Origin of the sequence: Photobacterium sp. S4TG1 (assembly GCF_036040035.1) — a bacterium.
GTDB lineage: Bacteria > Pseudomonadota > Gammaproteobacteria > Enterobacterales > Vibrionaceae > Photobacterium.
Window position 1 is genome coordinate 1 of sequence record NZ_JAYXUH010000019.1, and the last position, 24,415, is coordinate 24,415.

The window sequence follows — 24,415 nt, forward strand, 5'->3', positions numbered from 1 at the left end:
ATACTGACTTTCGGTAACCACTTGCGCCGTTGTCCGTGTCAGTGAGGTCGCATTATAGGGAGATTTTTGAAGCTGACAATAGTTTTTTTATACCAAAACAATCAACCGCTTTATTTTTGTTCAAAAATTCATATTGCATCCATTTTTTAATCAAAAATTAATAATAACTACATTTAATCTTGTATCTAAATAGCATCTTAATAGTCGTTAAATAGTGATGAAGTGAAAATTAAAGCAGCAATAAAATAAAAAGAAGCTGTAAATAAGCTAGAGAGGATAAACAAGATGTGGTGTTTCACAATGAGTAGGAAGTAGAAAGAGAAGACGCAACGCTATAATTGATAACCTCTAAAATAAAAGCAGTAGATCACCTACTGCTTTATATCATGAACAATTACGCGTTTTCAGCGAGCCATGCTGGTACATTCTTAACGCTGTCTAATACAGCATCAGCTAATGCTTCACCTTCTTCAGTGATCGCTTTACCTGTACGTACTAATACTTTAAAAGCAACATCTGCCGCTATCGCTGCTTTCATATCATCAGCTTTATCACCAATCATTACTGATTTTGACATATCAATATTTAAATGACTTTGCGCCGAGATAAACATGCCTGGATTTGGTTTACGACAATCACAATCTTGTAAATATTCACCTTTGCCTTCCGTTGCATGGTGTGGGCAATAGTAAATACCATCAAATTCAATATCTTGATCTTCGAAATTCCAATCCATCCATTCAGTCAAAGAAATAAACTCATCTTCGCTGAAGATACCACGAGCAATACCAGATTGATTAGTAACTAAAACAAGTAAGTAACCCATTTCTTTGAATCTTTTACATGCATCAAAAACACCATCAATGTATTCAAAATCATCAACAGTATGTACATAGCCGCGATCAACGTTTATTACGCCATCACGATCAATAAAGACAGCTGGTTTGGCCAAAAGAAAGCCCTCAACAATTAGATATTGGTTTGATTATGTCACGAGTTGGTATTGAAAAGTATTAGTTATCACATCCACAAGACTGATTAGCCATGAACAGAGTACTGTAATAAACCCTACGACCATTTAGACGTCTAGACGTAAAAATAGCTATTGACTTAAAAAGCGATTGGAAATAGCATCAGCTTAACAGCAGTTGATCTATTTTAACTGATACAACCAATTGTTAACAATAAATGCAATATAGCACTATTTGCACATGATGGATTGCATCTAATTAATCAGGAAGTTCAATGATAGAAATAAAACAAGTCAATAAAGTGTTCTATCAAGGTGAGAAAGCAATCAATGCGCTAAAAGATATTAATCTCACCATAGAACAGGGAACAATTTTCGGTGTGATTGGCTCATCAGGAGCAGGAAAGAGTACACTAATTCGATGTGTGAATTTATTAGAAAAGCCAACAACAGGTAATGTTATTGTTGATGGTATTGATTTAACCACCCTTTCATCTAATGAATTAACTTTAGCTCGTCGTAAAATTGGTATGATTTTTCAGCATTTTAATTTGCTTTCATCACGCACAGTTTTTGCCAATATTGCACTACCGTTAGAGCTTGCTGGTATTTCAAAACCAGAAATAAATACTAAGGTCACTCAGCTACTATCATTAGTCGGTCTAGAAGATAAACGTAATAGCTATCCATCAAACTTAAGTGGTGGTCAAAAACAACGGGTAGCTATCGCAAGAGCTTTAGCATCTGATCCCAAAGTTTTATTGTGTGATGAAGCCACCAGCGCACTTGATCCCGCAACAACGCAATCAATACTGGCTTTATTACGTAAAATTAATCAGCAACTTAACTTAACTATTTTATTGATTACTCATGAAATGGATGTGGTTAAACGTATCTGTCATCAAGTTGCGATTATTGGCGGTGGTGAATTGGTCGAACAAGGCCTTGTCGGCGACATTTTTGCACACCCGAAAACCGAATTAGCCAAAGCGTTTATTCGCTCAACGTTAGATTTGTCGATTCCTGAAGATTATCAATTAAGAATGACACCAACCTCAGTAAAAGGAAGTTATCCCCTTATTAGACTGGAATTTACTGGAGACTCTGTCGATGCACCATTAATTAGCCAAGTTGCACGCGAGTTTAATCTTGATATCAGTATTCTTAGTTCAAATATGGATTATGCAGGAGGGGTTAAGTTTGGATTAATGCTCGCCGAATTCTTTGGTACTCAAACTGCCATTGATAACGCTATTAGGTTTTTACGTGATCACAAATTAAATGTCGAGGTACTAGGTTATGTCGCTTGATTCAATAACAACATGGTGGCAGAGCAATCAGCGCCTGACTGAATTACTTATCGAAGCATTAGGGCAAACGTTAACCATGGTGCTGGTGTCAGGGTTAATTGGCTTTATTATTGGCATTCCTCTTGGTGTGACATTACATCTCACTAAAATAAATGGCTTATGGCAAAACCCTGTTTTAAATAAAATTCTAGGTATTGTGGTTAATATTGGCCGTTCAATTCCGTTTATTATTTTATTAGTCGCCATAATCCCTTTTACGCGATTTGTAGTTGGCAGTTCTATTGGTACCGCTGCCGCCATTGTGCCACTAACAGTCGGTGCAATTCCCTTCATCGCGCGTTTAGTTGAAGGGGCGTTATTAGAAATTCCAACAGGACTAATAGAAGCGGCACAAGCTATGGGTGCAACCCCGATGCAAATTATCGCCAAGGTATTATTACCAGAAGCTTTACCCGGCATTATTAATGCGATCACCATTACTTTAGTGACTTTAATTAGTTATTCCGCCATGGCGGGAACCGTTGGAGGCGGAGGCTTGGGTGATGTCGGTATTCGTTATGGTTATCAGCGTTTTGATGGCACCGTCATGGCTATCACCGTCATTATGCTCGTTATTTTAGTTCAACTTATTCAATCAATTGGTGATCACTTAGTAAAACGTGTCGATCACCGTTAGTAGCAAAAGATTATTTATATCATCAAGGAAAGCCCATTTAAGGAGTAATACTATGGCGTTCAATCTTAAACACCTTTTTGCCATTGCTGGCGTTGCGGCAGCTATCACATTAACAGGCTGTAGTGAGCAAGAAACCCCCATTGATAACAGTAAAGTAAAAATTGGTGTCATGGCGGGAGCTGAAGAACAAGTGGCAGAAGTTGCTGCTAAACAAGCCAAAGATAAATATGGGCTTGATGTTGAATTAGTTACTTTTACAGATTATGTCTCACCTAATGCGGCATTAGCAGAAGGCTCTATTGACGCTAATGCTTTTCAGCATAAGCCATATTTAGATCAACAAATTAAAGATCGTGGTTATAAGTTTGCGATTGCTGGCAATACGTTTGTATACCCTATTGCAGGCTATTCAAATAAGATTAAAGCACTGGATGAATTAAAAGATGGTGATCAAATTGCAGTACCCAATGATCCCACTAACCTTGGTCGTTCATTATTATTATTACAACAACAAGGTCTAATTACACTAAAACCAAATACAGGTTTAACCGCAACAGTGCTAGATATTGTGAATAATCCTAAAAATCTTAAAATCGTAGAATTAGAAGCCGCGCAATTACCACGTTCTTTAGATGATGTTGCATTAGCCGTAATTAATAATACTTACGCTAGTAGCTTAAACTTAACACCTGAAAAAGATGGTCTTTTCGTAGAAGACAAACAGTCGCCTTACGTTAATATTATTGTCGCTCGTGAAGATAACGTTAATGCTGAAAATGTACAAAAGTTCATTCAAGCTTATCAGTCAGATGAAGTTTATAATTCAGCTCAGACTATCTTTAAAGGCGGCGCGGTTAAAGGCTGGTAATCGCACCAATTAGCAATACATCATTGAAGAGCAGGCCTTAGTGCCTGCTTTTTATGTTATATTGATTCATTATCTTCAGCTTAACATTGGCTTAATTTGATGGCTTATAGCATTGAACCTATCGGTATCGTCCACTCTCCTTATAAAGAAAAGTTTGCAGTCCCTCGTCAACCAGGACTCGTCCCCAGTGCTCGCTGCGAAGTTATTTTACAAGGTGAAGCTAACTCCCTAGAAGCGGTGCGTGGCATCGAACAATTTAGCCATGTATGGTTATTATTTTTATTTGACCAAAATTTAAAGGCGGGTTGGCGGCCAACAGTACGTCCTCCGCGTCTTGGCGGTAATGAGCGAATTGGTGTTTTTGCAAGTCGCGCTACTTTTCGTCCCAATGGTATTGGAATGTCAGCCGTTAAATTAAAAGGAGTACGACATCATAATGGCCAAGTGATCATTGATGTAGGAGGAACCGACTTAGTTGACGGTACACCGATTGTTGATATTAAGCCTTATATTCCCTATTCAGACAGCTTACCCAATGCCTTAGGTGGTTTTGCCTCTGAACAACCACCAATATTCGATGTTCAATTTAGTGAGCATGCTCAACAACAATTACGTGGCAAACAAGCCGATTATCATCGCGCTGTGATCACAGAAGTCTTAGCTCAAGATCCACGCCCAGCCTATAAAAAAGGCAAAACTGACAATAAAGTTTATGCGGTAAATTTATTTAATTTTAACATTCATTTTATGGTGACTGAGCCCATTGTTACGGTAATTAGTATCGATACTATTAATCAATAATAGATCTTATGTAGTTATCTTTGGCGAATAGCGCCGAGACTGGTAATATAAAGGGCTATCGTCATGATACTGACGGGTGGAACATCAGTTCCTTCTCTTTCCTTTTATCAATAACGGATACCATCAATGCGTACCAGTAAATATCTTCTTTCTACCCTGAAGGAGACTCCAAACGACGCAGAAGTCATTAGTCACCAACTAATGCTACGTGCAGGTATGATCCGTAAGTTAGCTTCAGGTCTATATACCTGGCTACCTACAGGTCTGCGTGTGCTGCGTAAAGTCGAAAACATCGTTCGCCAAGAAATCGACAATGCAGGCGCAATCGAAACTTTGATGCCCGTTGTTCAGCCGTTTGAACTATGGGAAGAGACTGGCCGCTCTGAAAAGATGGGTCCTGAACTACTTCGCTTTACTGACCGTCATTTCCGTCCGTTTGTACTAAGCCCAACAGCAGAAGAAGTGATCACTAGTCTTGTACGTAACGAAGTAAGCTCATACAAGCAACTGCCACTTAATTTATACCAAATTCAGACTAAATTCCGTGATGAACGTCGCCCACGTTTTGGCGTAATGCGTGCACGTGAATTCTGCATGATGGATGCTTACAGCTTTGATATCGATAAAGACGGCTTACAAAAGTCTTTCGATACTATGCATGCTGCTTACTGTAAAGCTTTTGACCGTATGGGTCTTGAATACCGTCCTGTATTAGCTGACTCAGGCGCAATCGGTGGTAATGGTTCTCAAGAGTTCCACGTACTGGCCGAAAGCGGCGAAGACTTAATCGCATTCTCTACTGAATCTGATTACGCTGCTAACATCGAAAAAGCAGAAGCTATTGCACCTGCTGTTGAACGTGCTGAACCAACACAAGCAATGACCATTATTGATACGCCAAATGCGAAAACTATTGCAGAATTGGTTGAACAACACGGCATTGCTATCGAAAAAACAGTGAAAACGTTATTCGTTAAAGCTTCTGATGAAATCGACGCACCTATCGTGGCATTGATCATCCGTGGTGACCACGAACTTAACGAAATCAAAGCAGAAAACCTTGTAGAAGTTGCATCTCCATTAGAGATGGCGACGGAAGAAGAAATGCGTGAGCTTATCGGTGCTGGTGCTGGTTCTCTAGGTCCTGTAGGCCTTGAACTACCGTTTATCGTTGATCACAGTGTTGCGGTAATGAGTGACTTTGCTGCTGGTGCTAACGTTGACGGTAAACACAACATCGGTATCAACTGGGGTCGTGACGTTGAACTTGGCCGTGTTGATGATCTACGTAACGTCGTTGAAGGCGATCCAAGCCCATGTGGCCAAGGTACGTTGATGCTAAAACGTGGTATCGAAGTTGGTCATATCTTCCAATTAGGTACCACTTACTCTGATAAGATGAACTGTAGCGTACTTGATTCAAACGGTAAGAGTTCAATTCTAGAAATGGGTTGTTACGGTATTGGTGTATCACGTGTTGTGGCATCAGCTATCGAACAAAACAATGATAAATACGGCATCATCTGGCCTGACGCTCTAGCGCCTTTCCAAGTGGCTATCGTACCAATGAATATGCATAAATCAGAGCGCGTTCAGGAAGCAGCAGAGAAGCTATACGCAGATCTTACTGCAATGGGTATCGAAGTATTATTTGATGATCGTAAAGAACGTCCTGGTGTGATGTTCTCTGACATGGAATTAATCGGCATTCCTCACACTATCGTAATTGGCGATCGTAGCCTTGAAAATGGTGAGATGGAATATAAGAACCGCCGTACAGGTACTAAAGAAGCCGTGATTGCTGCTGATGTTATGGACTTTCTTAAGCAAAAAATGGCTTAATTAACAACCATATAAATTTAAAAAAGCTGCCCATTTAGGTGGCTTTTTTTATAGCTTAATTATCACAAACATTTTTTATCTCTTTCACAGCTATGATAATATTCAACTCAATAACCGCTTCAGTATATTCACATAAGATTCGTCACTCTGATCTTATGTGAATATTTTTAGGCAAAGGAAAGACCATGCAAGTTTATCAATGTTGTGAGCTAATTCGAATGACTTACTCTCAAATTGGCAGTGGTGATCAAGGCTATATTCCCACGGCAATTAAGTGTGCAATTAAGACATTGGATGATATTGCAGCTAATACTGAATTACCATTAGACGTACGTGAACGTGCAGCTTTTGCCGCTGCCAACTTATTGATCAGTGATCACGAGGACTAAACAATGGATTTATCAAAATTTGAAACTATGGATACTGTGATGTTGATGAGTATCGTCAACATGAAGATCCGCGATGAATTTAATACCCTCGATGATTTAGTCAAATTTTTTGATATCGATCGTGAACAATTAATTGCAAAATTAGCCACCGGTGGCTTTGATTTCTTACCTGAAGTACAACAGTTTCGTTAACGTTGACTTATAAACATCAAATAAAAAAACGGCACTCATCAGTGCCGTTTTTTATACTTATTAAATAACATTTCTTTGGTGTAATGACTCAATTAGCCGTTGAATATTGGCAGTACATCAGCCATCGCTAATAAATGGAAACACGCAGTTAATACGCCAAAGATTATTACCGCATAAACAGTAGCATTACCGCCAGGTACAACAAACCCTTGTTGTTCAGGTTGACGCTGACGCAGTTTTTTAGCTAACAATGCTGGAATAATACAGGTCCAAATCGTCGCAGCAGCACCCGCTAAACCAATCGCAGCTACAAATCCAAACGGAGCAAATAATGAGAACACCAGTGGTGGAATAAAAGTCACCGCCCATGTTTTAAAGCGACCTTGTTTCGTGTCTTCAAAACCAAAGAAATCTGCCAAATAATCAAATACCCCCAAACCAACACCAATAAATGATGACACAACAGCAGCAATCGAGAAAATATTTAAAGCTTGCTTCACACTGTTAGAGCTGACAACGCTACCCAATGCCGTCATTAATGCATCAACACTACCACCAGCGGCGATAATAGGGCCAAATTGTGTTCGAGGTAAATTACCAAAAATGCATACCACCCAAATCACATAAAACGTCAATGCAATCAAAGTGCCGCCTAAAATAGCGTTTTTGGCACGATTTTCATCACGGTAATAATCACGCATAGTGCTGACTGAGTGGTGATAGCCAAAGGAAGTTAATGCTACGGGTAAAATGGCAAGAGCATAAGGAGAAAGGCTGGTTTGAGAATCCATACTATCAAGCAGCGTTGGTAACTGAATATTAGTCGCCAGGCCTGAAATACCAATAATGAAACTGCTCGCCATGAAGATGATCAATAATACTGAGATACGATCAACAGCGCGAGTGGAATGAAGCACAAAAACAGACGATGCAATCACAAACAAGATAGACGCTAATTTAGCATTAATATCAAATAAACCACCAAAAATCATACCAGATGAAGAAATATAAGCATAAAGCAAAATACCACCAACAAAATACAGCGAGAGGTTATTGATCGCATTCACTTTGCCTTTCAACACATCTTTAGTAATGGTGTTAAATGACACTTTAAAATCATAATGTTTTAATGCTTCAAGTAATAGCCAACCAGATAATGTCATCATCACCATCGTTATTGAGATCGCTAGGACTGTCCATAATGTCCATGCACCAGCACCAGCACTTGGTAACCCAAGCATACCTGCGCCTACGCACACACTAGCAATAATGCATGCACCTCCAAGTGTCGATGGTTTACTCATATTCTGTCCTTCATTAACGACTATTATGTATCAGTGAACTAGTACAATAATGCGCATCGAATATTTTAGCAACAAAAGAATACCTATCTGAATAAATATTTATTAAACAAACGCATATGTTAAAAAAATTAACATATGCGTTGTTGTACTGATAGTGCCGATAATTAAATGGAATACTTATGACCGTTGCCATGAAAACTGCACAGTCGTCGTTGCGGTCACAGGTGCAATAAATTCATCAACCATAAATACTCCAGCCATAGCGACTAACTGCTCGCCATAAAACAGCATTGGTGTACGACGACGCAACCAACTCGGCACCTGATATTCTTGAAGTAATTTTTTAAACTTACGCTTACCGCTGCGTCCTTGTGGTTTTATCTCTGGACCTAAATAGTCAAACCTAACCGATACCACCTCATCGGTATAAGGCAAGCGTAATCCAGCTTGAGTTTGCTGCAGCAAGCATACAGTTCCTAATGCTTGCGGTAACTGACATCGTTGGTTAATGATCAATTCTTGTTGCCAATCACTGATATCTGGCCATTGCTCTAATAAATACAACTGTTGCTGATAACGACGAACTTGATACTGCTGCCAACACACTTGCGGATTAGCATCGATTTTTGCTTGAACTAAGTTAAACCAGATTTGTTCAAGCTGTGCCAATGATGGCATGATCACAGCCTGTTGTTTTAACCATTGTCGAATCAAGGCCATTCCTAAACGAGCACTGATATTTTCCGCAATATATAAACTACCATCAGCTTGTAGTGCTTGTTGGAGCTGATAACTTAATAACTCTTCTAATAAACCTTCTTGTTCACCACATAAATGCGCACTACGACTGACCGCTTTACGAATTCCTGGCCAGCGTTCATTTAGCAGTGGTGTTATTTGATGGCGAATAAAATTACGATCATAACGTTGGTCTTGATTACTTTCATCTTCAACCCATTGCAACTGATGCTGGGTGCCATAAGCTTCAATAGCTGCGCGGCTGATGGTTAATAACGGTCGTAAATGTAATCCTGCTGCGAATGAGGTTAATACAGGCATTGCTGCCAAACCTGCAGGTCCACTCCCCCGCTTTAAGGCTAATAATACCGTTTCAATTTGATCATCAGCATGTTGCGCTGTTAGCAAACTATCACCTGCTGATATATGACGAGATAATGCTTTATAACGCGCATCTCGCGCCGCTTGTTCAACACTGGCACCACCACCTAATTCACAAACTACGCGCTCAATATCACAATCAATACCACTTGCTAACGCCCATGAGACACATTGCTGCGCCCACGTATCAGCATTAGTACTCAATCCATGATGAACATATACCGCATGGGCTCGATAATCACGATGTTGATCAATAAAACGCGCCAATAAATCTAGCATGACCCGTGAATCTAACCCGCCACTTAATGCCAACACTAATCGCTTAGTTACAGGTGGATTTGCAAGTATTTGATGACAAAAATGAGAATACAACATTGGCTTATATCTTCTAAAAACAGATTTCTTAGTCTATACCAGCAATACATTAACCAACACCAACAAACAGCATTGGCCAACATAAAAATATAAAAAAAGGCCAGCATTTATGCTGACCTTCTTAAAGCGCAAAATAGCAACGATTAACAGTAACCGTAGCTCATTAAACGCTGATAACGACGTTCAAGTAGTTCTTCAGTATCTAGCTGATCTAACTCTTCTAATGTCGCTTTAATTTGTGCTTTTAGTGTATTTGCCATTAACGGCATATTACGATGTGCGCCACCTAATGGCTCTTCGATAATATTATCGATTAGCTCAAGCTCTTTTAAACGAGGTGCTGTTAGACCCATCGCTTCAGCAGCTTGAGGCGCTTTATCAGCGTCACGCCATAGAATTGATGCACAACCTTCAGGTGAAATCACTGAATAGGTTGAGTATTGCAACATGTTAACGCAATCACCCACACCAATTGCTAACGCACCACCAGAACCGCCTTCACCAACCACATTACAAATAACAGGCACAGTAAGGCCAGCCATTACTTTGAGGTTCATTGCAATTGCTTCTGATTGTCCACGTTCTTCGGCACCAACACCTGGGTATGCACCCGCAGTATCGATGAAAGTAACAATCGGCATTTTAAAACGCTCTGCCATTTTCATTAGGCGCAGCGCTTTACGGTAGCCTTCAGGTTTTGGCATGCCAAAGTTACGTTTAACTTTTTCAGTCGTACCACGTCCTTTTTGATGACCAATAACCATAATTGGACGACCATCAATACGTGCAATACCACCGACTAACGCTTTATCGTCAGCAAAAGCACGGTCACCGGCTAATTCATCAAACTCTTCGAACATGTGCTCGACATAATCAAAAGTATATGGGCGCTGAGGATGGCGTGCGAGTTGCGCAACCTGCCAGGCACCAAGATCACCAAAGATTTTCTTAGTTAATTCGAGGCTTTTCTTTTCTAGTTGCTCAATTTCTTTTTCAAGATCAACCGAGTTAGACTCATCACGGCGTGATACATCACGTAGTGCTTCAATCTTTGCTTCTAATTCTGCAATCGGTTGTTCAAACTCGAGGAAGTTCAGGCTCATACCACTTAAAATCCTTTTGCTTATTTTAATAATAGGGTTTGGTTATACCCTACCACAAATAACAAGCTAACTTAATTAAACTCAAGCTCGACCTGTTTATCACCTAGGAGCATTTTTAAATCCGATAATAATTTATCGGCAGGCGTTACGCGCCACTCTGTTCCTAAGGTAAACTTGGCCCGAGCATTCGAGCGCTGATAATACATATGAACAGGAACAGTACCTGCTCTATGCGGTTCCAACACTTGGCTGAAACGGGAAAAAAATTGTTCGTCGATTTGCTCTTCGGTTACCGAAATAGCGACACCACGAAGATGTTTTTCTCGTGCTTCTGAAATATCGAGCACTTCACGTGCTGACATTCTAAGGCCACCATTGAAATCATCAAAGCTGACCTGTCCAGATACAACCACTATTTTGTCTTTTTCGAGCAAATCAATGTAACGATCGAGAGCATCAGTGAATAACATCACTTCCATACGCCCCGAACGATCATCCAATGTCATTAAACCAATACGGCTACCACGCTTAGTTGTCATCACACGAGCGGCAATCACAAGCCCAGCAACAGACGCTACTTTATCACGTCCTGTTTGCTGCGCATCTTTTAAACGCCAGGTGGTATAATGCTTTAATTCGGAAATATAAGCATTGATTGGATGACCGGTTAAGTATAACCCTAATGTTTCACGCTCACCTTCAAGCCAAACACTTTCTGGTGCTTCTGCAATATTAGCATAAGCATGTTCAACTTCTTCAGGGGCTTCAGTTAAAACACCAAACAGATCTTCTTGACCCGACTCTTGCGCTTTATGGTATTGACTCGCCGCTTTAATCGCATCATCAAGTGTTGCTAACATTGCAGCACGGTTTGGCCCTAATCGATCCAATGCACCTGATTTTATTAACTTTTCAAGAACACGTTTATTGACCTTTTTGGTATCAATTCGAGCACAGAAATCAAATAAATCTTTAAAGTGACCATCTTTTTCACGAGCACTAATAATATTTTCAATCGGCCCTTCACCGACACCTTTAACCGCGCCAATACCATAAACGACTGCGCCTTCATCATCAACATTGAAGCGGTACAGACCTTTATTCACATCTGGCGGCAATAATTTAAGATTCATGCGGTGACATTCATCAACCAAGCTAATGATCTTATCAGTATTATCCATATCAGCCGTCATTACTGCAGCCATAAACTCAGCTGGGTAATGGGCTTTTAACCACAATGTTTGGTATGACACTAACGCATAAGCAGCGGAGTGCGATTTGTTAAAACCATAACCGGCAAATTTCTCTACCAAGTCAAAGATCTTCATCGACAATTCGCCATCAACCCCGTTGTCGATAGCACCTTGCTCAAATACGGCACGCTGTTTCGCCATTTCCGATGGTTTTTTCTTACCCATCGCACGACGTAGCATGTCGGCACCACCAAGGGTGTATCCGGCTAGAACCTGTGCGATCTGCATTACCTGTTCTTGATACAGAATAATGCCGTAAGTGGGATCAAGAATCTCTTTTAGTGATTCATGTTGCCATTTTTCATCGGGGTACGATACAGCTTCTCGACCATGCTTACGGTCAATAAAGTTATCTACCATGCCTGATTGTAACGGACCGGGACGGAAGAGTGCCACCAAAGCGATCATATCTTCAAAACAGTCAGGCTGTAGGCGTTTGATAAGATCTTTCATACCGCGGGATTCGAGCTGGAACACGGCAGTTGATTCAGAGCGTTGCAGCATATCAAATGACTTTTTATCCGCCATTGGAATTGCAGCAATATTAACAGGATCTAACCCTTGCTCGACTCGGCGTGGGTTGATCATCCCTAACGCCCAATCAATAATAGTTAAGGTTCGTAGCCCCAAGAAGTCGAACTTTACTAAGCCCGCGGTTTCAACATCATTTTTATCAAATTGAGTAACCGGGTTATTACCCTCAGCATCACAATATAGTGGTGAAAAATCCGTGATTGTGGTTGGTGAAATAACCACACCACCAGCATGTTTACCTGCGTTACGCGTTACACCTTCTAGAATGCGACACATATCAATCAGATCACGAATTTCTTCATCGGCTTCATAAGCCTGACCCAGTTGAGGCTCGGCATCAAATGCTTTTTCAAGCGTCATTCCCGGTTCTGCTGGAATCAGTTTAGAAATACGATCAACAAAACCATATGGATGCCCAAGTACACGACCTACGTCTCGAATAACCGCTTTAGCAGCCATGGTACCGAAAGTAATGATCTGTGATACCGCATTACGGCCATACATTTCAGCAACGTGATCAATTACTAAATCACGTTTATCCATACAAAAGTCGATATCGAAATCGGGCATGGAAACACGTTCAGGGTTAAGAAAACGTTCGAACAGTAAGTCAAATTCTAACGGATCCAAGTCAGTGATTTTTAATGCGTAAGCCACTAATGAACCCGCACCTGACCCTCGACCAGGACCGACAGGTACATCGTTATCTTTTGACCACTGAATAAATTCCATTACAATCAAGAAGTAACCAGGGAAACCCATTTGGTTGACAACTTTCAGCTCAATATCTAGACGTTCATCATATTCGGGACGACGCTGAGCTCGAACCTCAGGATCGGGAAATAAAAACTCTAGACGCTCTTCTAAACCTTGTTTAGATTTCTCAACTAAGAAATCTTCAATTTTCATATCCCCTGTCGGGAAATTAGGTAAGAAATATTCGCCTAAATGAACCGTAACATTACACCGTTTAGCGATCTCGACCGAGTTCTGCAGAGCCTCAGGAATATCCGCAAACAGCTCACACATTTCTTCTTCACTGCGTAAATACTGTTGGTTGCTATAGAGTTTAGGTCGGTTAGGATCGACCATGGTATAACCATCATGGATAGCAACACGAATCTCATGAGCATCAAATTGGTCAGCACTAAGTAATCGCACGTCATTGGTGGCAACCACAGGTAAGTCATATTTTTCAGCAAGTTCAATGGCAAAATGCAAATAAGCATCTTCATCAGCACGACCTGTTCGCACCAATTCTAAATAATAATTATCGGGGAAATAGGTCTGATAAAAAGCAACACAAGCATCTGTCAGCTGTTGATTACCTTTTAGTAATGCGCGCCCAACATCACCCGTTCGACCACCAGATAAAATAATTAACCCTTCACGGTGTTTAATGAGCCATTCTTTATCAATCACAGGCTGATGCTGAACATGACCACGTTGGTACGCTTCAGAAATTAATAACGTTAGGTTTTTATAGCCTTCATTACTGGCCGCTAAAATGGTGAGTTCAAATAACTCATCACCCATTTCTTGGCTTTGTACTTTAAAATCAGCACCAATAATCGGCTTCATACCCGCATCATGGGCAGCAAAATAAAACTTCACTAAGCCACAGAGGTTAGTGAAATCAGTTAAAGCCAGTGCTGGCATGCCAAGTTCAGTCGCGCGCTTAACGATAGGTTTCACTTTCGCCAAGCCATCGATCATTGAATAATCACTATGAACTCGAAGGTGGATAAAACGGGGTTCTGCCATGACAACCTAATTCATTACATTACTTAATTAACAAAAATTATACCCGATCGAGTAGTCATTCGTCGTATAAAAAAAGGCGATACCAAATGGTTCGCCTTTTTATCACGCAATCACAAGGACTTAATCAAGACCGAGTACACGCTTAACAGGTTTGAAACTTTTTCGATGCTGGTCAATTGCACCATATTGTTCTAAAGCGGCAAAATGGGCTTTGGTTGGATAACCTTTATGCTTTGCAAAGCCATATTGTGGAAACTCTGCATCGAGGATCTCCATTTCACGATCACGTGTTACTTTAGCGATAATTGACGCGGCACTGATTTCAGCCACCCGTAAGTCACCTTTCACCACCGCTTGTGCCGCCATAGGTAACGCCGGGGTTTTATTGCCATCAATTAGCACAAAATCAGGCTGAATATGTAGCCCAGCTACAGCGCGTTGCATTGCAACCATTGTCGCTTGCAAAATATTCAGCTGATCAATTTCGTCTGCTTCACAACGACCAAGAGACCACGAAAGTGCCTTTTGTTTGATTTCGTCAAACAACAAGTTACGCTTTTTCTCACTGAGTTTTTTAGAATCAGTTAATCCCACAATCGGATTATTAGGATCTAAAATCACAGCAGCAGTAACAACGGCGCCCACTAATGGGCCTCGACCGACTTCATCGACTCCCGCAATACAGTTTGCTTGCGGATAGACAAAAGGAGGAAATTCTTGTTTTTCAGCCATAATAACTATGCCTTATCGATTAATGCTAATACGGCTTTTGCTGCTTGCTCATCGGCATTACAACGAATCGTTTTATGCATGCTTTCAAACTGCGCCATTAATGCACTCGTGTCACCATAAAGGATATTATCAACTTCATGAAATAACTTCTCTGGCGTGCAATCATCTTGCAATAGCTCAGTCACTAATTCACGATCGGCCATAATATTAGGCAACGATACGTATTTCGTTTTTAGCATTCGCTTAGCAATCCACGCCGTCAATGGTTTTACTTTATAGCCAACCACCATTGGGCGCTTCACGAGCATACACTCTAACGCAACGGTACCTGATGCTAATAACACTGCATCTGCAGCAATCATGACGTTTCGCGCAGTGTCGTCCACCAACACAAAATCCAATTCCGGTGCAGTGGCTTGCCATACTTGCTCAAACTGAGCACGACGCTTTTGATTCACTAATGCGACCACAAACCCGAGCTCAGGATGCTTTACTTTGAGCTTTTGGCAAGTTTGAATAAAAGGTTCTGCGAGCATGGCCATTTCACTGCCACGACTACCAGGAAGCACGGCTAACCAACGTTTAGTTGGATCTAAACCAAGTAATTCACGCGCTGCAACTTGATCGGTTTGTAATGGAATCGCATCGGCCATGGTATGACCAACAAACTGGCATGGCACATTAAATTTATCGTAAAATGCTTTTTCAAATGGCAGAAAAGCCAACACTAAGTTAGTGGCTGCTTCAATTTTAAAAATTCGCTTTTGACGCCATGCCCACACAGATGGACTAACATAGTGCACCGTTTTAATACCACGATCTTTTAAGTCTTTCTCAAGCCGTAGATTAAAATCAGGCGCATCAATACCAACAAACACATCCGGTGGATTGGCGCTAAAATATTTAACTAATTCAGCTTTAACTTTAAATAACCGGGGTAATCGCCCAAGAACCTCAACGATCCCCATCACGGCTAACTCTTCCATATCAAACAGCGCTTCACAGCCTTGAGCTTGCATGCGAGGCCCCGCAATACCCACAAATTCAGCATCGGGATATTGTGCTTTTACGGCTTGAATAAAACCGGCACCTAAAATATCGCCGGAGATTTCTCCGGCGACAATAGCTATTCGAAGAGGCTTCGTCATTAGCGAATAATACCGCGTTCTGAGTTATCAAGTAATTCAGAAAAACGTGCAACTGACGGCCAATCTTTTGCCATTTCAGCAAGGACTGGTTTTACTTCAGCCAATGTTTTTCCTGAACGATAAATTTCTTTATAAGCGCGACGAATAGCGTGTAATTCTGGCTTTTCAAACCCATTACGCTGCAAGCCAACAATGTTTAAACCAAATGGTTTAGCATGGTTACCTTGAGCTAATACATACGGCGGTACATCTTGTACCACTGCAGAACAGCCACCAACGTAACTGTAAGCTCCAACAGTACAGAATGGATGAATCGCAGACAATGCCATTACACCGGCGTAATCACCCACCGTAACATGACCACCTAAAATAGAGTTGTTACCAATGTGGGTATGATCGCCAACAACCACATCATGTGCAATGTGAGCATTAACACATAATAAATTGTCATTACCCACAACCGTCACACCTTTATCTTGCGTGGTGCCACGGTGAATTTGTACGCTTTCACGGATCACATTACGATCACCAATTTCTAAGCGTGTTGCTTCACCACTGAACTTCTTGTCTTGGCACTCTTCACCAACAATTGCAAACGGGAAAATACGGTTATCTTTACCAATAACTGTTGGTCCCTTAATGACGACATGAGACATCACCTCTGTGCCTTCACCAATTTCAACTCCAGTTGCAATATAGGTAAATGGACCAACCGTAACGTTAGCACCAATAATTACCCCATCTTCGATCACTGCCGATGGATGAATTTTCGCACTTTCATGAATCATGAGAATACTCGTCTTGCACACTTAAGCTCTGCTGAACATACAGTCTCGCCATCAACTTTAGCGATACCATTAAATAACGCAATACCACGACGTTCTTTAATAAATTCAACTTCAAGGATCATTTGATCACCAGGTACTACTGGCTTACGAAACTTTGCTTTATCAATACTAGCAAAGTAATACAGTTCATTTTCTGCTGGCGCACCAAAGGTTTTAAACGCTAATAAACCTGTTGCTTGTGCCATTGCTTCTAAAATTAACACACCAGGAAATACTGGCATATTAGGGAAGTGACCCGTAAATTGAGGCTCATTGACAGAAACATTTTTAATAGCTGTTAAGGTTTTACCTTCATCATAATTGGTTACACGATCAATCATAAGAAATGGGTAACGATGAGGAAGAAGTGCCTGAATTTCGGTGATGTTTAACGTCTTATTTTCGGTCGTCAAAACTAAATTCCTGTCTTAAAAAGAGATAATAAATATGCGATGAAAATGCAAAATGGCCTACACAAGGGCAGGCCAGTCAATGCTGATGTAAAATTATTCGTCGTTAGCTTTAAGTTGTTTTTCAACTGCTTTTAGACGTTTATTCATATCATCAATGCGATGAACCCGGGTAGCTGTTCGGCGCCACTCTTTGTTAGGTTGCAGTGGAATACCTGAAGAATACATACCTTTATCTTCAATACTGCGCATAACCATTCCCATACCAGTAATGGTTACGCCATCTGCGATCTTTATATGACCATTGAGTACAGAAGCACCACCAATAATACAATATTTACCAATTGTAGTACTACCAGCCACAATAGTACCACCCGCCATTGCTGTACCATAGCCGATCTGCACGTTATGGGCGATTTGCATTTGGTTATCAATAATCACATTGTCAGCAATAATAGTATCTTCTAGTGCACCACGGTCAATGGTTGTACACGCACCAATTTCAACGCGATCGCCAATACGAACTGAACCCAGTTGCGGGATCTTAACCCACTCGCCTTTATCATTTGCATAACCAAAACCATCTGCACCAATAACAGTACTTGACTGCACAAGGCATTGTGAACCTAGCACCACATCATGATAGATAGTGACATTTGCCCACAGCTTGGTGTTGTTACCAATAATGGCATTTTTACCAATAAAACAACCCGCACCAATTTGAACGTTATCGCCCAATTGTACGCCAGCTTCAATCACAGCATTGTGGCCAATCGCAACATTACTGCCAACTGTCGCCGTTGGATCAATATAAGCTGAAGTGGCAATATCAGCCGCAGCAACAGGAGTTGTATCTAAAAGTTGAGCCACTAACGCATAGCTAAGATAAGGATCTTTTACGACGAGCTTATTGCCTTTGAAAAATTCGACATCCGCTTCTCGTAGCATTACTGCATCCGCTTGACACTCAGTAAGCTGTTGACGGTACTTGCTATCAGAAAGGAACGTGATTTGCCCTGTAGTCGCCTTGCCCATCGCGGCAATCGAGTGAATTTCAGTTATGCCGTCGCCATGTAGCTCTGCACCTAATTTATCCGCTAATTCAGCAAGAGTAATTACAGCCATTTTATTCTATCTCTCTTGTAACAACAGCCACCTAGAGGTAGCTGTTAGATCAAAAGTTGTAGCTGAACCAGCCAGCTACAACGTTTACCACAGGGTTACTGTTTTATTTTACTGCAGCAATAACTTTAGATGATAAGTCATCGCTCTTACTTGCAAATAATACGGCTTGTGCATCTAGCACAACATTGTAACCATTTTTCTTCGCTACAGTATCGATAGCAGTACGGATCTTCTTAACAAGCTTTTGCTCTTCTTCCATACCACGACGACGTTGATCTTCAGCTAACGCTTTAGCTTTTAGCTTATAATCAGAATCAAGGGCTGCAAGTTGACGTTGAATGTCAGTACGTTGTGTTGGTGTCATAAGCTCACCATCACGCTTCATCTTGTCGATTTTGGTTTTCATTTTACCTTCAATCGAACGTAAAGCTGCCACTCGGCCACTGAACTCTTTTTGCAATTTTTCTTGTACTTTATAACGTGTCGCTAACTCAGACATAGCCTGACCTGTAGACACATAACCAATTTTTTGTGCAGCTTCTGCCGCATTAGCGTACATAGATGAAGATAAAATTACTAAACCTAAACTTGCTGCTTTAATCCACTGTTTCAAAAGACTCTCCTTAAAAATTAGAATGACTGACCAATGGTGAATGTGAAGAACTCTTCATCATCCCCTTCATATTTCTTGATTGGTTTCGCAACCGAGAATACAAGTGGACCCATTGGGGACATCCACTGTAATGCAGCACCGTACGACGCTCGAATCATACCGGGATCTGAATAATCTGGTAATGAACTCGCGTTAGTATAATCAGGGTGGAATTCAGTATCCCACACCGAACCAGCATCAACGAAGAAGCTCGTACGTACTTGGTTTTTAACTTCTTGTGAAGCAAATGGTGTTGGAACAATTAATTCCATACTTGCTAGAGCGATAGCATTACCACCCGTAGACTCATCACTAACAACACCTTGTTGGTTGTTACCTTGGCCTTCACCATACACAGCTTTAGGACCAACAGTATTTGAACGGAAACCACGAATAGTAGTAAAACCACCCGCATAATAGTTTTCGTAGAATGGCATTAGCTGATCGCTGCCATTATCTGTTTTACCGTAACCATTGCCGTAACCCAACTTACCACGAAGTAATAAGGTGTAGTCTTCTTTTTCTGTTAATGGAATGTACTGGCGAACATCATATTGCGTCTTGAAGTACTGTGAATCCGACCCAGGAATAGTCATCTTAAATGATGCATTCTGGTAATTACCTGATGTTGGGAAATAACCTCGGTTTAGGTGGTTACGTGTCCAAGAAATACTCCAGCTGAAGTCATCAAGTTCAATCGCATTATCACTGTTTTCGTCAAAACCATGGATCTTCTTAAATTGCTCAATCTGATAGTAGTCTTGAATATTAGAGATCTTGTTATGATCATAACCCAAACTAAAATCAAAGTAGTTTAATTCATTAAATGGGAAGCCCCACGTTAAGCTCGCGCCATAACTTTGGTTGGTATAATCCGAGATGTTGGCATCTGATGCTTCAAACTCGTTGTAATAAATTTTACCACCCAAACTCACGTTATTAATGGTGAAATACGGATCTTTATACTCAAGGCTAATATTCTTAGAGTAATCATTGGTCATTGCATTAATGCCAAATAAGTTACCTGTACCTAAGAAGTTTTTCTGCGTTAAACCGGCCTGGAAACTAATACCAGATTCAGTACCATAACCAACACCGAAATTCACACTACCAGAGTTTGCTTCTTTAACTTTGTACTTCACATCAACCTGATCATCAGAACCAGGAACACGTACAGTTTGTACGTCAACATTTTCAAAGAAACCAGTACGGTTTAAACGCTGTTTACCCGTTTCAATGGATTTAGCGTTTAGCCATGAGCCTTCCATTTGACGCATTTCACGACGTAATACTTCATCTTTGGTGGTGTTATTACCACTAAATTCAATATTTCGTACATATACACGTTTACCTTGTTCAACATTCACGATCAAGGATACTTGATGTGCTGCATCATCAAACTCAGGCATGATGGTTACTTTAGGATAAGCATAACCGGCTTTGCCTAAGTCACGCTTAACAGCTTCTTCTAATGCTGTAACTTCAGCGCCATTGTAGACACTGCCAGCTTTAAAGGTAACTAGCTTATCAAATTCAGCAACACGGCCTGCAACATCACCTTGGAACTTAACGTCCTTAACTTTATATTGCTCACCTTCATGAATTTTTAAAGTAATGTACACGCCTTTTTTATCAGGAGAGATTGCAACATGCGTTGATTCTAAGCGGTACTTTAAATAGCCATTATTTAAATACTGTGAGCGTAATGTTTCTAGGTCACCTTGCAGAACCTGTTTTTGATACTTTTCATTCGCCATAAAGTCCCACCAAGGCACACTGTCCTTAAGTTTGAACTTACCGACCAAATCGGCATCACTGAAAACATGATTTCCAAGGATATTGATCTGCTTAATTTTAGCGGATACACCCTCAGTGAAGACAAATTTAATATCCACACGGTTACGAGGTAAAGGCGTCACAACAGCTTCTACCGTAGCGTTATATTTACCCACGCTGTAATAGAAATCTTCCAGACCTTTATCAATCTTGGACAATGTTGTTCTATCTAGCGCCTCACCAACACGTAAGCCTGATGCTTCAAGATTTTCTTTTAATTGCTCATCTTTGATAGCTTTATTGCCAGCAAAAGTGATATCTGCAATTGTTGGACGTTCTTTTACATCGACTAATAACGTATTACCGTCTCGATAGATCTTAATATCTTCAAAGTTGCCGGAAGAATAAAGAGATTTGATTAATGCTGAAATATCCTGTGGATCAACAGTATCACCGACACGAACAGGCATCTTTAACAATGCTGCACCCATAGTGACTCGTTGAAGACCTTCAAAACGAATGTTATCAACTACAAATTTATTTTCCGCGCTATGCGCAACGCTACTTGTCAAAAGCAGCGATGCGACTAACAGTTTTTTAATCGCCATTACTGTACTGATTATTCCTTGCTAAATACGCATTTATTAAAGTCGGGTAAAATCATTGAATAGCGCAACCGCCATTAACGCAACCAAAATGGCTGATCCCACTCTATAGCCAATATCCTGAATTCGTTCAGATACAGGACGACGAGTTACCGCCTCGATAGCAAAGAACATTAAATGTCCGCCATCAAGCACAGGTAAAGGTAATAGGTTTACAATGCCTAGGTTAACACTGATCAAAGCTAAGAAACCGAGGAAATAGACTAAGCCAAACTCAGCTGTCATTCCGGCTCCTTTAGCGATAGATATAGGTCCACTAAGGTTTTTCATTGCAACATCACCAGTAACGAGCTTAGTGACCATATCAAACGTTAGTGATACTAACTGACCGGTTTTTTCGGTCGCTTTGATCGCCGCATCAATTGGACCAAACTGTAAATTAACTTTGTACGATGCTGGCCAAGGTTCAATACTTGGTGCCAATCCTACATAGCCAACTTCTTTACCATCAGCTTCAACTTTTACACGAGGCGTCAATGATAACATCACTGGTTCCTCATCACGTAAAACTTCAACTTGTAGCGTTTTGCCTGGATGACTACGAACAGCATCAACAAATTGCTGCCACTGCGTTACTGATTTATTATCAACAGCGACAATCTTATCATTTAATTTAAATCCTGCATCAATTGCTGCACTATTATCAACAAGTTGTGAAACAGTTAGCGTAATTGGTGGTGTAAATGGCGAAATTCCTAATGTCGTCAACACCCGCTGGGATTCAGGATCAAAAGACCAATGAGTTAAATCAAGTGTACGTGAAACCACAACTGAACTGTCAGGCTCTTGTGCAGTTATCACAACTTGTTTATCCCCAATCTGTGAAATCAATGCCATATTGGCAGATTCCCAATCAGAAGTTTCGAGTCCAGAAACTGATTTTAGTTCCATTCCCGGAATAATTCCCGCTTTCGCCGCAATAGATTGTGGCGCAACTTCACCAATAACAGGCTTTAAAGCGGGTACGCCAATAAGGTACACCACCCAATAAGCAAAAATCGCAAATACAAAGTTTGCCATTGGACCTGCCGCAACAATAGCACTTCGTTGCCAAATTTTCTTATTATTAAACGCCATATGACGTTTCTCAGGCGGAACCTCAGCTACCCGCTCATCAAGCATTTTAACGTAACCACCCAGTGGTATCAGCGCTAATGTGTATTCTGTTCCATCTTTACCTACGCGATTAAACAAGGCTTTACCAAAGCCAATAGAAAAGCGTTCAACATAAACACCACAACGACGAGCAACCCAAAAGTGGCCAAATTCGTGAACGGCGATCAGAATACCAAGAGCAACTAAAAAAGCGCTTAAATTACGGATAAATTCAATCATGCAAATTCCTTCGCAATAATGTCTAAAGCAAGCTCACGAGCCTGTTTGTCGAGCACCATTACGGCATCAATATCATTAGGTTCAATTAATATTGCGGTGTCTAACACTAGCTTGTTCACTTTCGCAATATCAGTAAAAAGAATTTCATTGGCTAAAAAGGCAGCAACAGCGATTTCATTAGCCGCATTTAAAGTAGTCGTTGCTGCTTGACCTTTATAGCAAGCATCAATAGCCAATTTCAGACATGGATAACGATCAAAATCAGGCGCCATAAAGGTAAACTCACCGATCTGACTAAAATCAAGTGGCGCTACACTAGAGTCAATCCGTTGTGGGTATGCCATCGCACATGCAATAGGCGTACACATATCAGGTAATCCCATCTGTGCGATAACAGAACCATCTTTATATTGCACCATTGAATGAATGACTGATTGCGGATGAATAATCACCTGCATCTGCTCACGGCTGGCATTAAATAACCATCGAGCTTCAATGTATTCCAAGCCTTTATTCATCATTGTTGCTGAATCAACCGAAATTTTAGGCCCCATAGACCAATTCGGATGTGCAATTGCCATGCCTGGAGTTACAGCATCTAAGGCATTGATGTCAGTATAGCGGAATGGGCCACCTGAGCCGGTTAATAATACTTTACTAACGCCATGAGCGGCTAAATCACAACGTCCCATACGACATTGAATCTCAGCGGGTAGTGCTTGAAAAATAGCATTATGCTCGCTATCAACGGGTAAGAGTTCTGCCCTATATTCTTCACAAGCATCAATAAACATTTGTCCTGTCATGACTAACGCTTCTTTATTCGCTAATAAAATGCGTTTGCCTTTTTTAACTGCCGCCATAGTAGGTAATAAGCCCGCTGCACCAACAATAGCAGCCATGACAGTATCAACTTCATCTAATGCTGCAACGTGACAAATAGCCTCATCACCGCCTGAAACTTGAGTATTTAGCCCTGCTTGCGTTACTAAGTCGTTAAGTTGCTCAGCTGCAGCCACAGACGCCATTGCTGCATATTTCGGCTGCCATTGTTGACACAACTCAAACATTTTTTCAACATTAGAGCCCGCAGCTAATGCGGTAACTTCAAATGAATCAGGGTTTTGAGCGACTACCGCTAAAGTGCTACTGCCAATAGAGCCTGTAGCACCAAGAATCGTTAACTTACGCATAAAATCACTTACAGTTACAAAAAAGGCAGCGAAATAGCTGCCTTTAGAAAAG

The 24,415-nt window shown here is 40.9% G+C and carries 21 protein-coding genes; 7 read left to right on the forward strand and 14 right to left on the reverse strand.

The genetic code is table 11. The features are described from left to right. Positions 1–394: 394 nt before the first annotated feature. Positions 395–952: a D-glycero-beta-D-manno-heptose 1,7-bisphosphate 7-phosphatase gene (gene gmhB, locus VXS03_RS17205; protein ID WP_327765117.1), complete on the reverse strand. Its 558-nt coding sequence runs from the start codon at positions 950–952 to the stop codon at positions 395–397. 293 nt (positions 953–1,245) lie between these two features. Here gmhB and metN point away from each other — a divergent pair, with 293 nt between their 5' ends. From metN to VXS03_RS17240, 7 genes are all read left to right on the forward strand, one after another. Next, entirely contained in the window at positions 1,246–2,280 is a 1,035-nt protein-coding gene (metN, locus tag VXS03_RS17210) for a methionine ABC transporter ATP-binding protein MetN (RefSeq protein WP_327765118.1), read from the forward strand. Continuing rightward, the gene (locus tag VXS03_RS17215) at positions 2,270–2,956 is read left to right on the forward strand and encodes a methionine ABC transporter permease (protein WP_327765119.1); all 687 of its coding nucleotides are present in this window, start codon (positions 2,270–2,272) and stop codon (positions 2,954–2,956) included. The genes metN and VXS03_RS17215 overlap by 11 nt, the downstream gene beginning before the upstream one ends. A 52-nt stretch (positions 2,957–3,008) precedes the next feature. Continuing rightward, a complete protein-coding gene (locus tag VXS03_RS17220; RefSeq protein WP_327765120.1) occupies positions 3,009–3,824 on the forward strand; it encodes a MetQ/NlpA family lipoprotein in 816 nt (271 codons plus the stop codon). 99 nt (positions 3,825–3,923) lie between these two features. After that, positions 3,924–4,625, forward strand: a complete 702-nt coding sequence (gene tsaA / locus VXS03_RS17225) for a tRNA (N6-threonylcarbamoyladenosine(37)-N6)-methyltransferase TrmO (protein ID WP_327765121.1) — start codon at positions 3,924–3,926, stop codon at positions 4,623–4,625. A 126-nt stretch (positions 4,626–4,751) separates the two neighbouring features. Then, complete coding sequence (locus tag VXS03_RS17230; protein WP_327765122.1) at positions 4,752–6,467, forward strand: proline--tRNA ligase; 1,716 nt, start codon at positions 4,752–4,754, stop codon at positions 6,465–6,467. A 185-nt stretch (positions 6,468–6,652) separates the two neighbouring features. Then, complete coding sequence (locus VXS03_RS17235; RefSeq protein ID WP_080159014.1) at positions 6,653–6,856, forward strand: YaeP family protein; 204 nt, start codon at positions 6,653–6,655, stop codon at positions 6,854–6,856. 3 nt (positions 6,857–6,859) lie between these two features. Next, positions 6,860–7,048, forward strand: a complete 189-nt coding sequence (locus tag VXS03_RS17240) for a DUF4250 domain-containing protein (protein WP_080159013.1) — start codon at positions 6,860–6,862, stop codon at positions 7,046–7,048. 92 nt (positions 7,049–7,140) lie between these two features. On the opposite strand, the gene VXS03_RS17245 is transcribed toward VXS03_RS17240, so the two are convergent. From VXS03_RS17245 to ispC, 13 genes are all read right to left on the reverse strand, one after another. Next, complete coding sequence (locus VXS03_RS17245; protein WP_327765123.1) at positions 7,141–8,352, reverse strand: aromatic amino acid transporter; 1,212 nt, start codon at positions 8,350–8,352, stop codon at positions 7,141–7,143. 177 nt (positions 8,353–8,529) lie between these two features. Then, the gene (tilS, locus tag VXS03_RS17250) at positions 8,530–9,846 is read right to left on the reverse strand and encodes a tRNA lysidine(34) synthetase TilS (protein WP_327765124.1); all 1,317 of its coding nucleotides are present in this window, start codon (positions 9,844–9,846) and stop codon (positions 8,530–8,532) included. 143 nt (positions 9,847–9,989) lie between these two features. Further along, positions 9,990–10,949: an acetyl-CoA carboxylase carboxyl transferase subunit alpha gene (gene accA / locus VXS03_RS17255; RefSeq protein WP_080159010.1), complete on the reverse strand. Its 960-nt coding sequence runs from the start codon at positions 10,947–10,949 to the stop codon at positions 9,990–9,992. A 71-nt stretch (positions 10,950–11,020) separates the two neighbouring features. After that, a complete protein-coding gene (dnaE, locus tag VXS03_RS17260; RefSeq protein WP_327765125.1) occupies positions 11,021–14,500 on the reverse strand; it encodes a DNA polymerase III subunit alpha in 3,480 nt (1,159 codons plus the stop codon). Between the two features lie 120 nt (positions 14,501–14,620). Next, positions 14,621–15,232, reverse strand: a complete 612-nt coding sequence (rnhB, locus tag VXS03_RS17265; protein WP_327765126.1) for a ribonuclease HII — start codon at positions 15,230–15,232, stop codon at positions 14,621–14,623. Positions 15,233–15,237: 5 nt separating this feature from the next. Next, a complete protein-coding gene (lpxB, locus tag VXS03_RS17270; RefSeq protein ID WP_327765127.1) occupies positions 15,238–16,380 on the reverse strand; it encodes a lipid-A-disaccharide synthase in 1,143 nt (380 codons plus the stop codon). Further along, positions 16,380–17,168 (reverse strand): acyl-ACP--UDP-N-acetylglucosamine O-acyltransferase, encoded by a 789-nt coding sequence (gene lpxA / locus VXS03_RS17275; RefSeq protein WP_327765128.1) that lies wholly within the window; start codon positions 17,166–17,168, stop codon positions 16,380–16,382. The genes lpxB and lpxA overlap by 1 nt, the downstream gene beginning before the upstream one ends. Next, complete coding sequence (gene fabZ / locus VXS03_RS17280; RefSeq protein WP_045037461.1) at positions 17,165–17,620, reverse strand: 3-hydroxyacyl-ACP dehydratase FabZ; 456 nt, start codon at positions 17,618–17,620, stop codon at positions 17,165–17,167. The genes lpxA and fabZ overlap by 4 nt, the downstream gene beginning before the upstream one ends. Before the next feature lie 93 nt (positions 17,621–17,713). Further along, positions 17,714–18,742, reverse strand: a complete 1,029-nt coding sequence (lpxD, locus tag VXS03_RS17285; protein ID WP_327765129.1) for a UDP-3-O-(3-hydroxymyristoyl)glucosamine N-acyltransferase — start codon at positions 18,740–18,742, stop codon at positions 17,714–17,716. A 103-nt stretch (positions 18,743–18,845) separates the two neighbouring features. Beyond that, positions 18,846–19,355 carry an OmpH family outer membrane protein gene (locus VXS03_RS17290; RefSeq protein ID WP_327765130.1) on the reverse strand — a complete coding sequence of 170 codons (510 nt, stop codon included), beginning with the start codon at positions 19,353–19,355 and terminating at the stop codon, positions 18,846–18,848. A 17-nt stretch (positions 19,356–19,372) separates the two neighbouring features. Further along, positions 19,373–21,778 (reverse strand): outer membrane protein assembly factor BamA, encoded by a 2,406-nt coding sequence (bamA, locus tag VXS03_RS17295; protein ID WP_327765131.1) that lies wholly within the window; start codon positions 21,776–21,778, stop codon positions 19,373–19,375. Between the two features lie 36 nt (positions 21,779–21,814). Beyond that, positions 21,815–23,170: a sigma E protease regulator RseP gene (gene rseP / locus VXS03_RS17300; RefSeq protein WP_327765132.1), complete on the reverse strand. Its 1,356-nt coding sequence runs from the start codon at positions 23,168–23,170 to the stop codon at positions 21,815–21,817. Next, positions 23,167–24,363 carry a 1-deoxy-D-xylulose-5-phosphate reductoisomerase gene (ispC, locus tag VXS03_RS17305; RefSeq protein ID WP_327765133.1) on the reverse strand — a complete coding sequence of 399 codons (1,197 nt, stop codon included), beginning with the start codon at positions 24,361–24,363 and terminating at the stop codon, positions 23,167–23,169. Before ispC ends, rseP begins: the two co-directional genes overlap by 4 nt. Positions 24,364–24,415 lie beyond the last annotated feature (52 nt).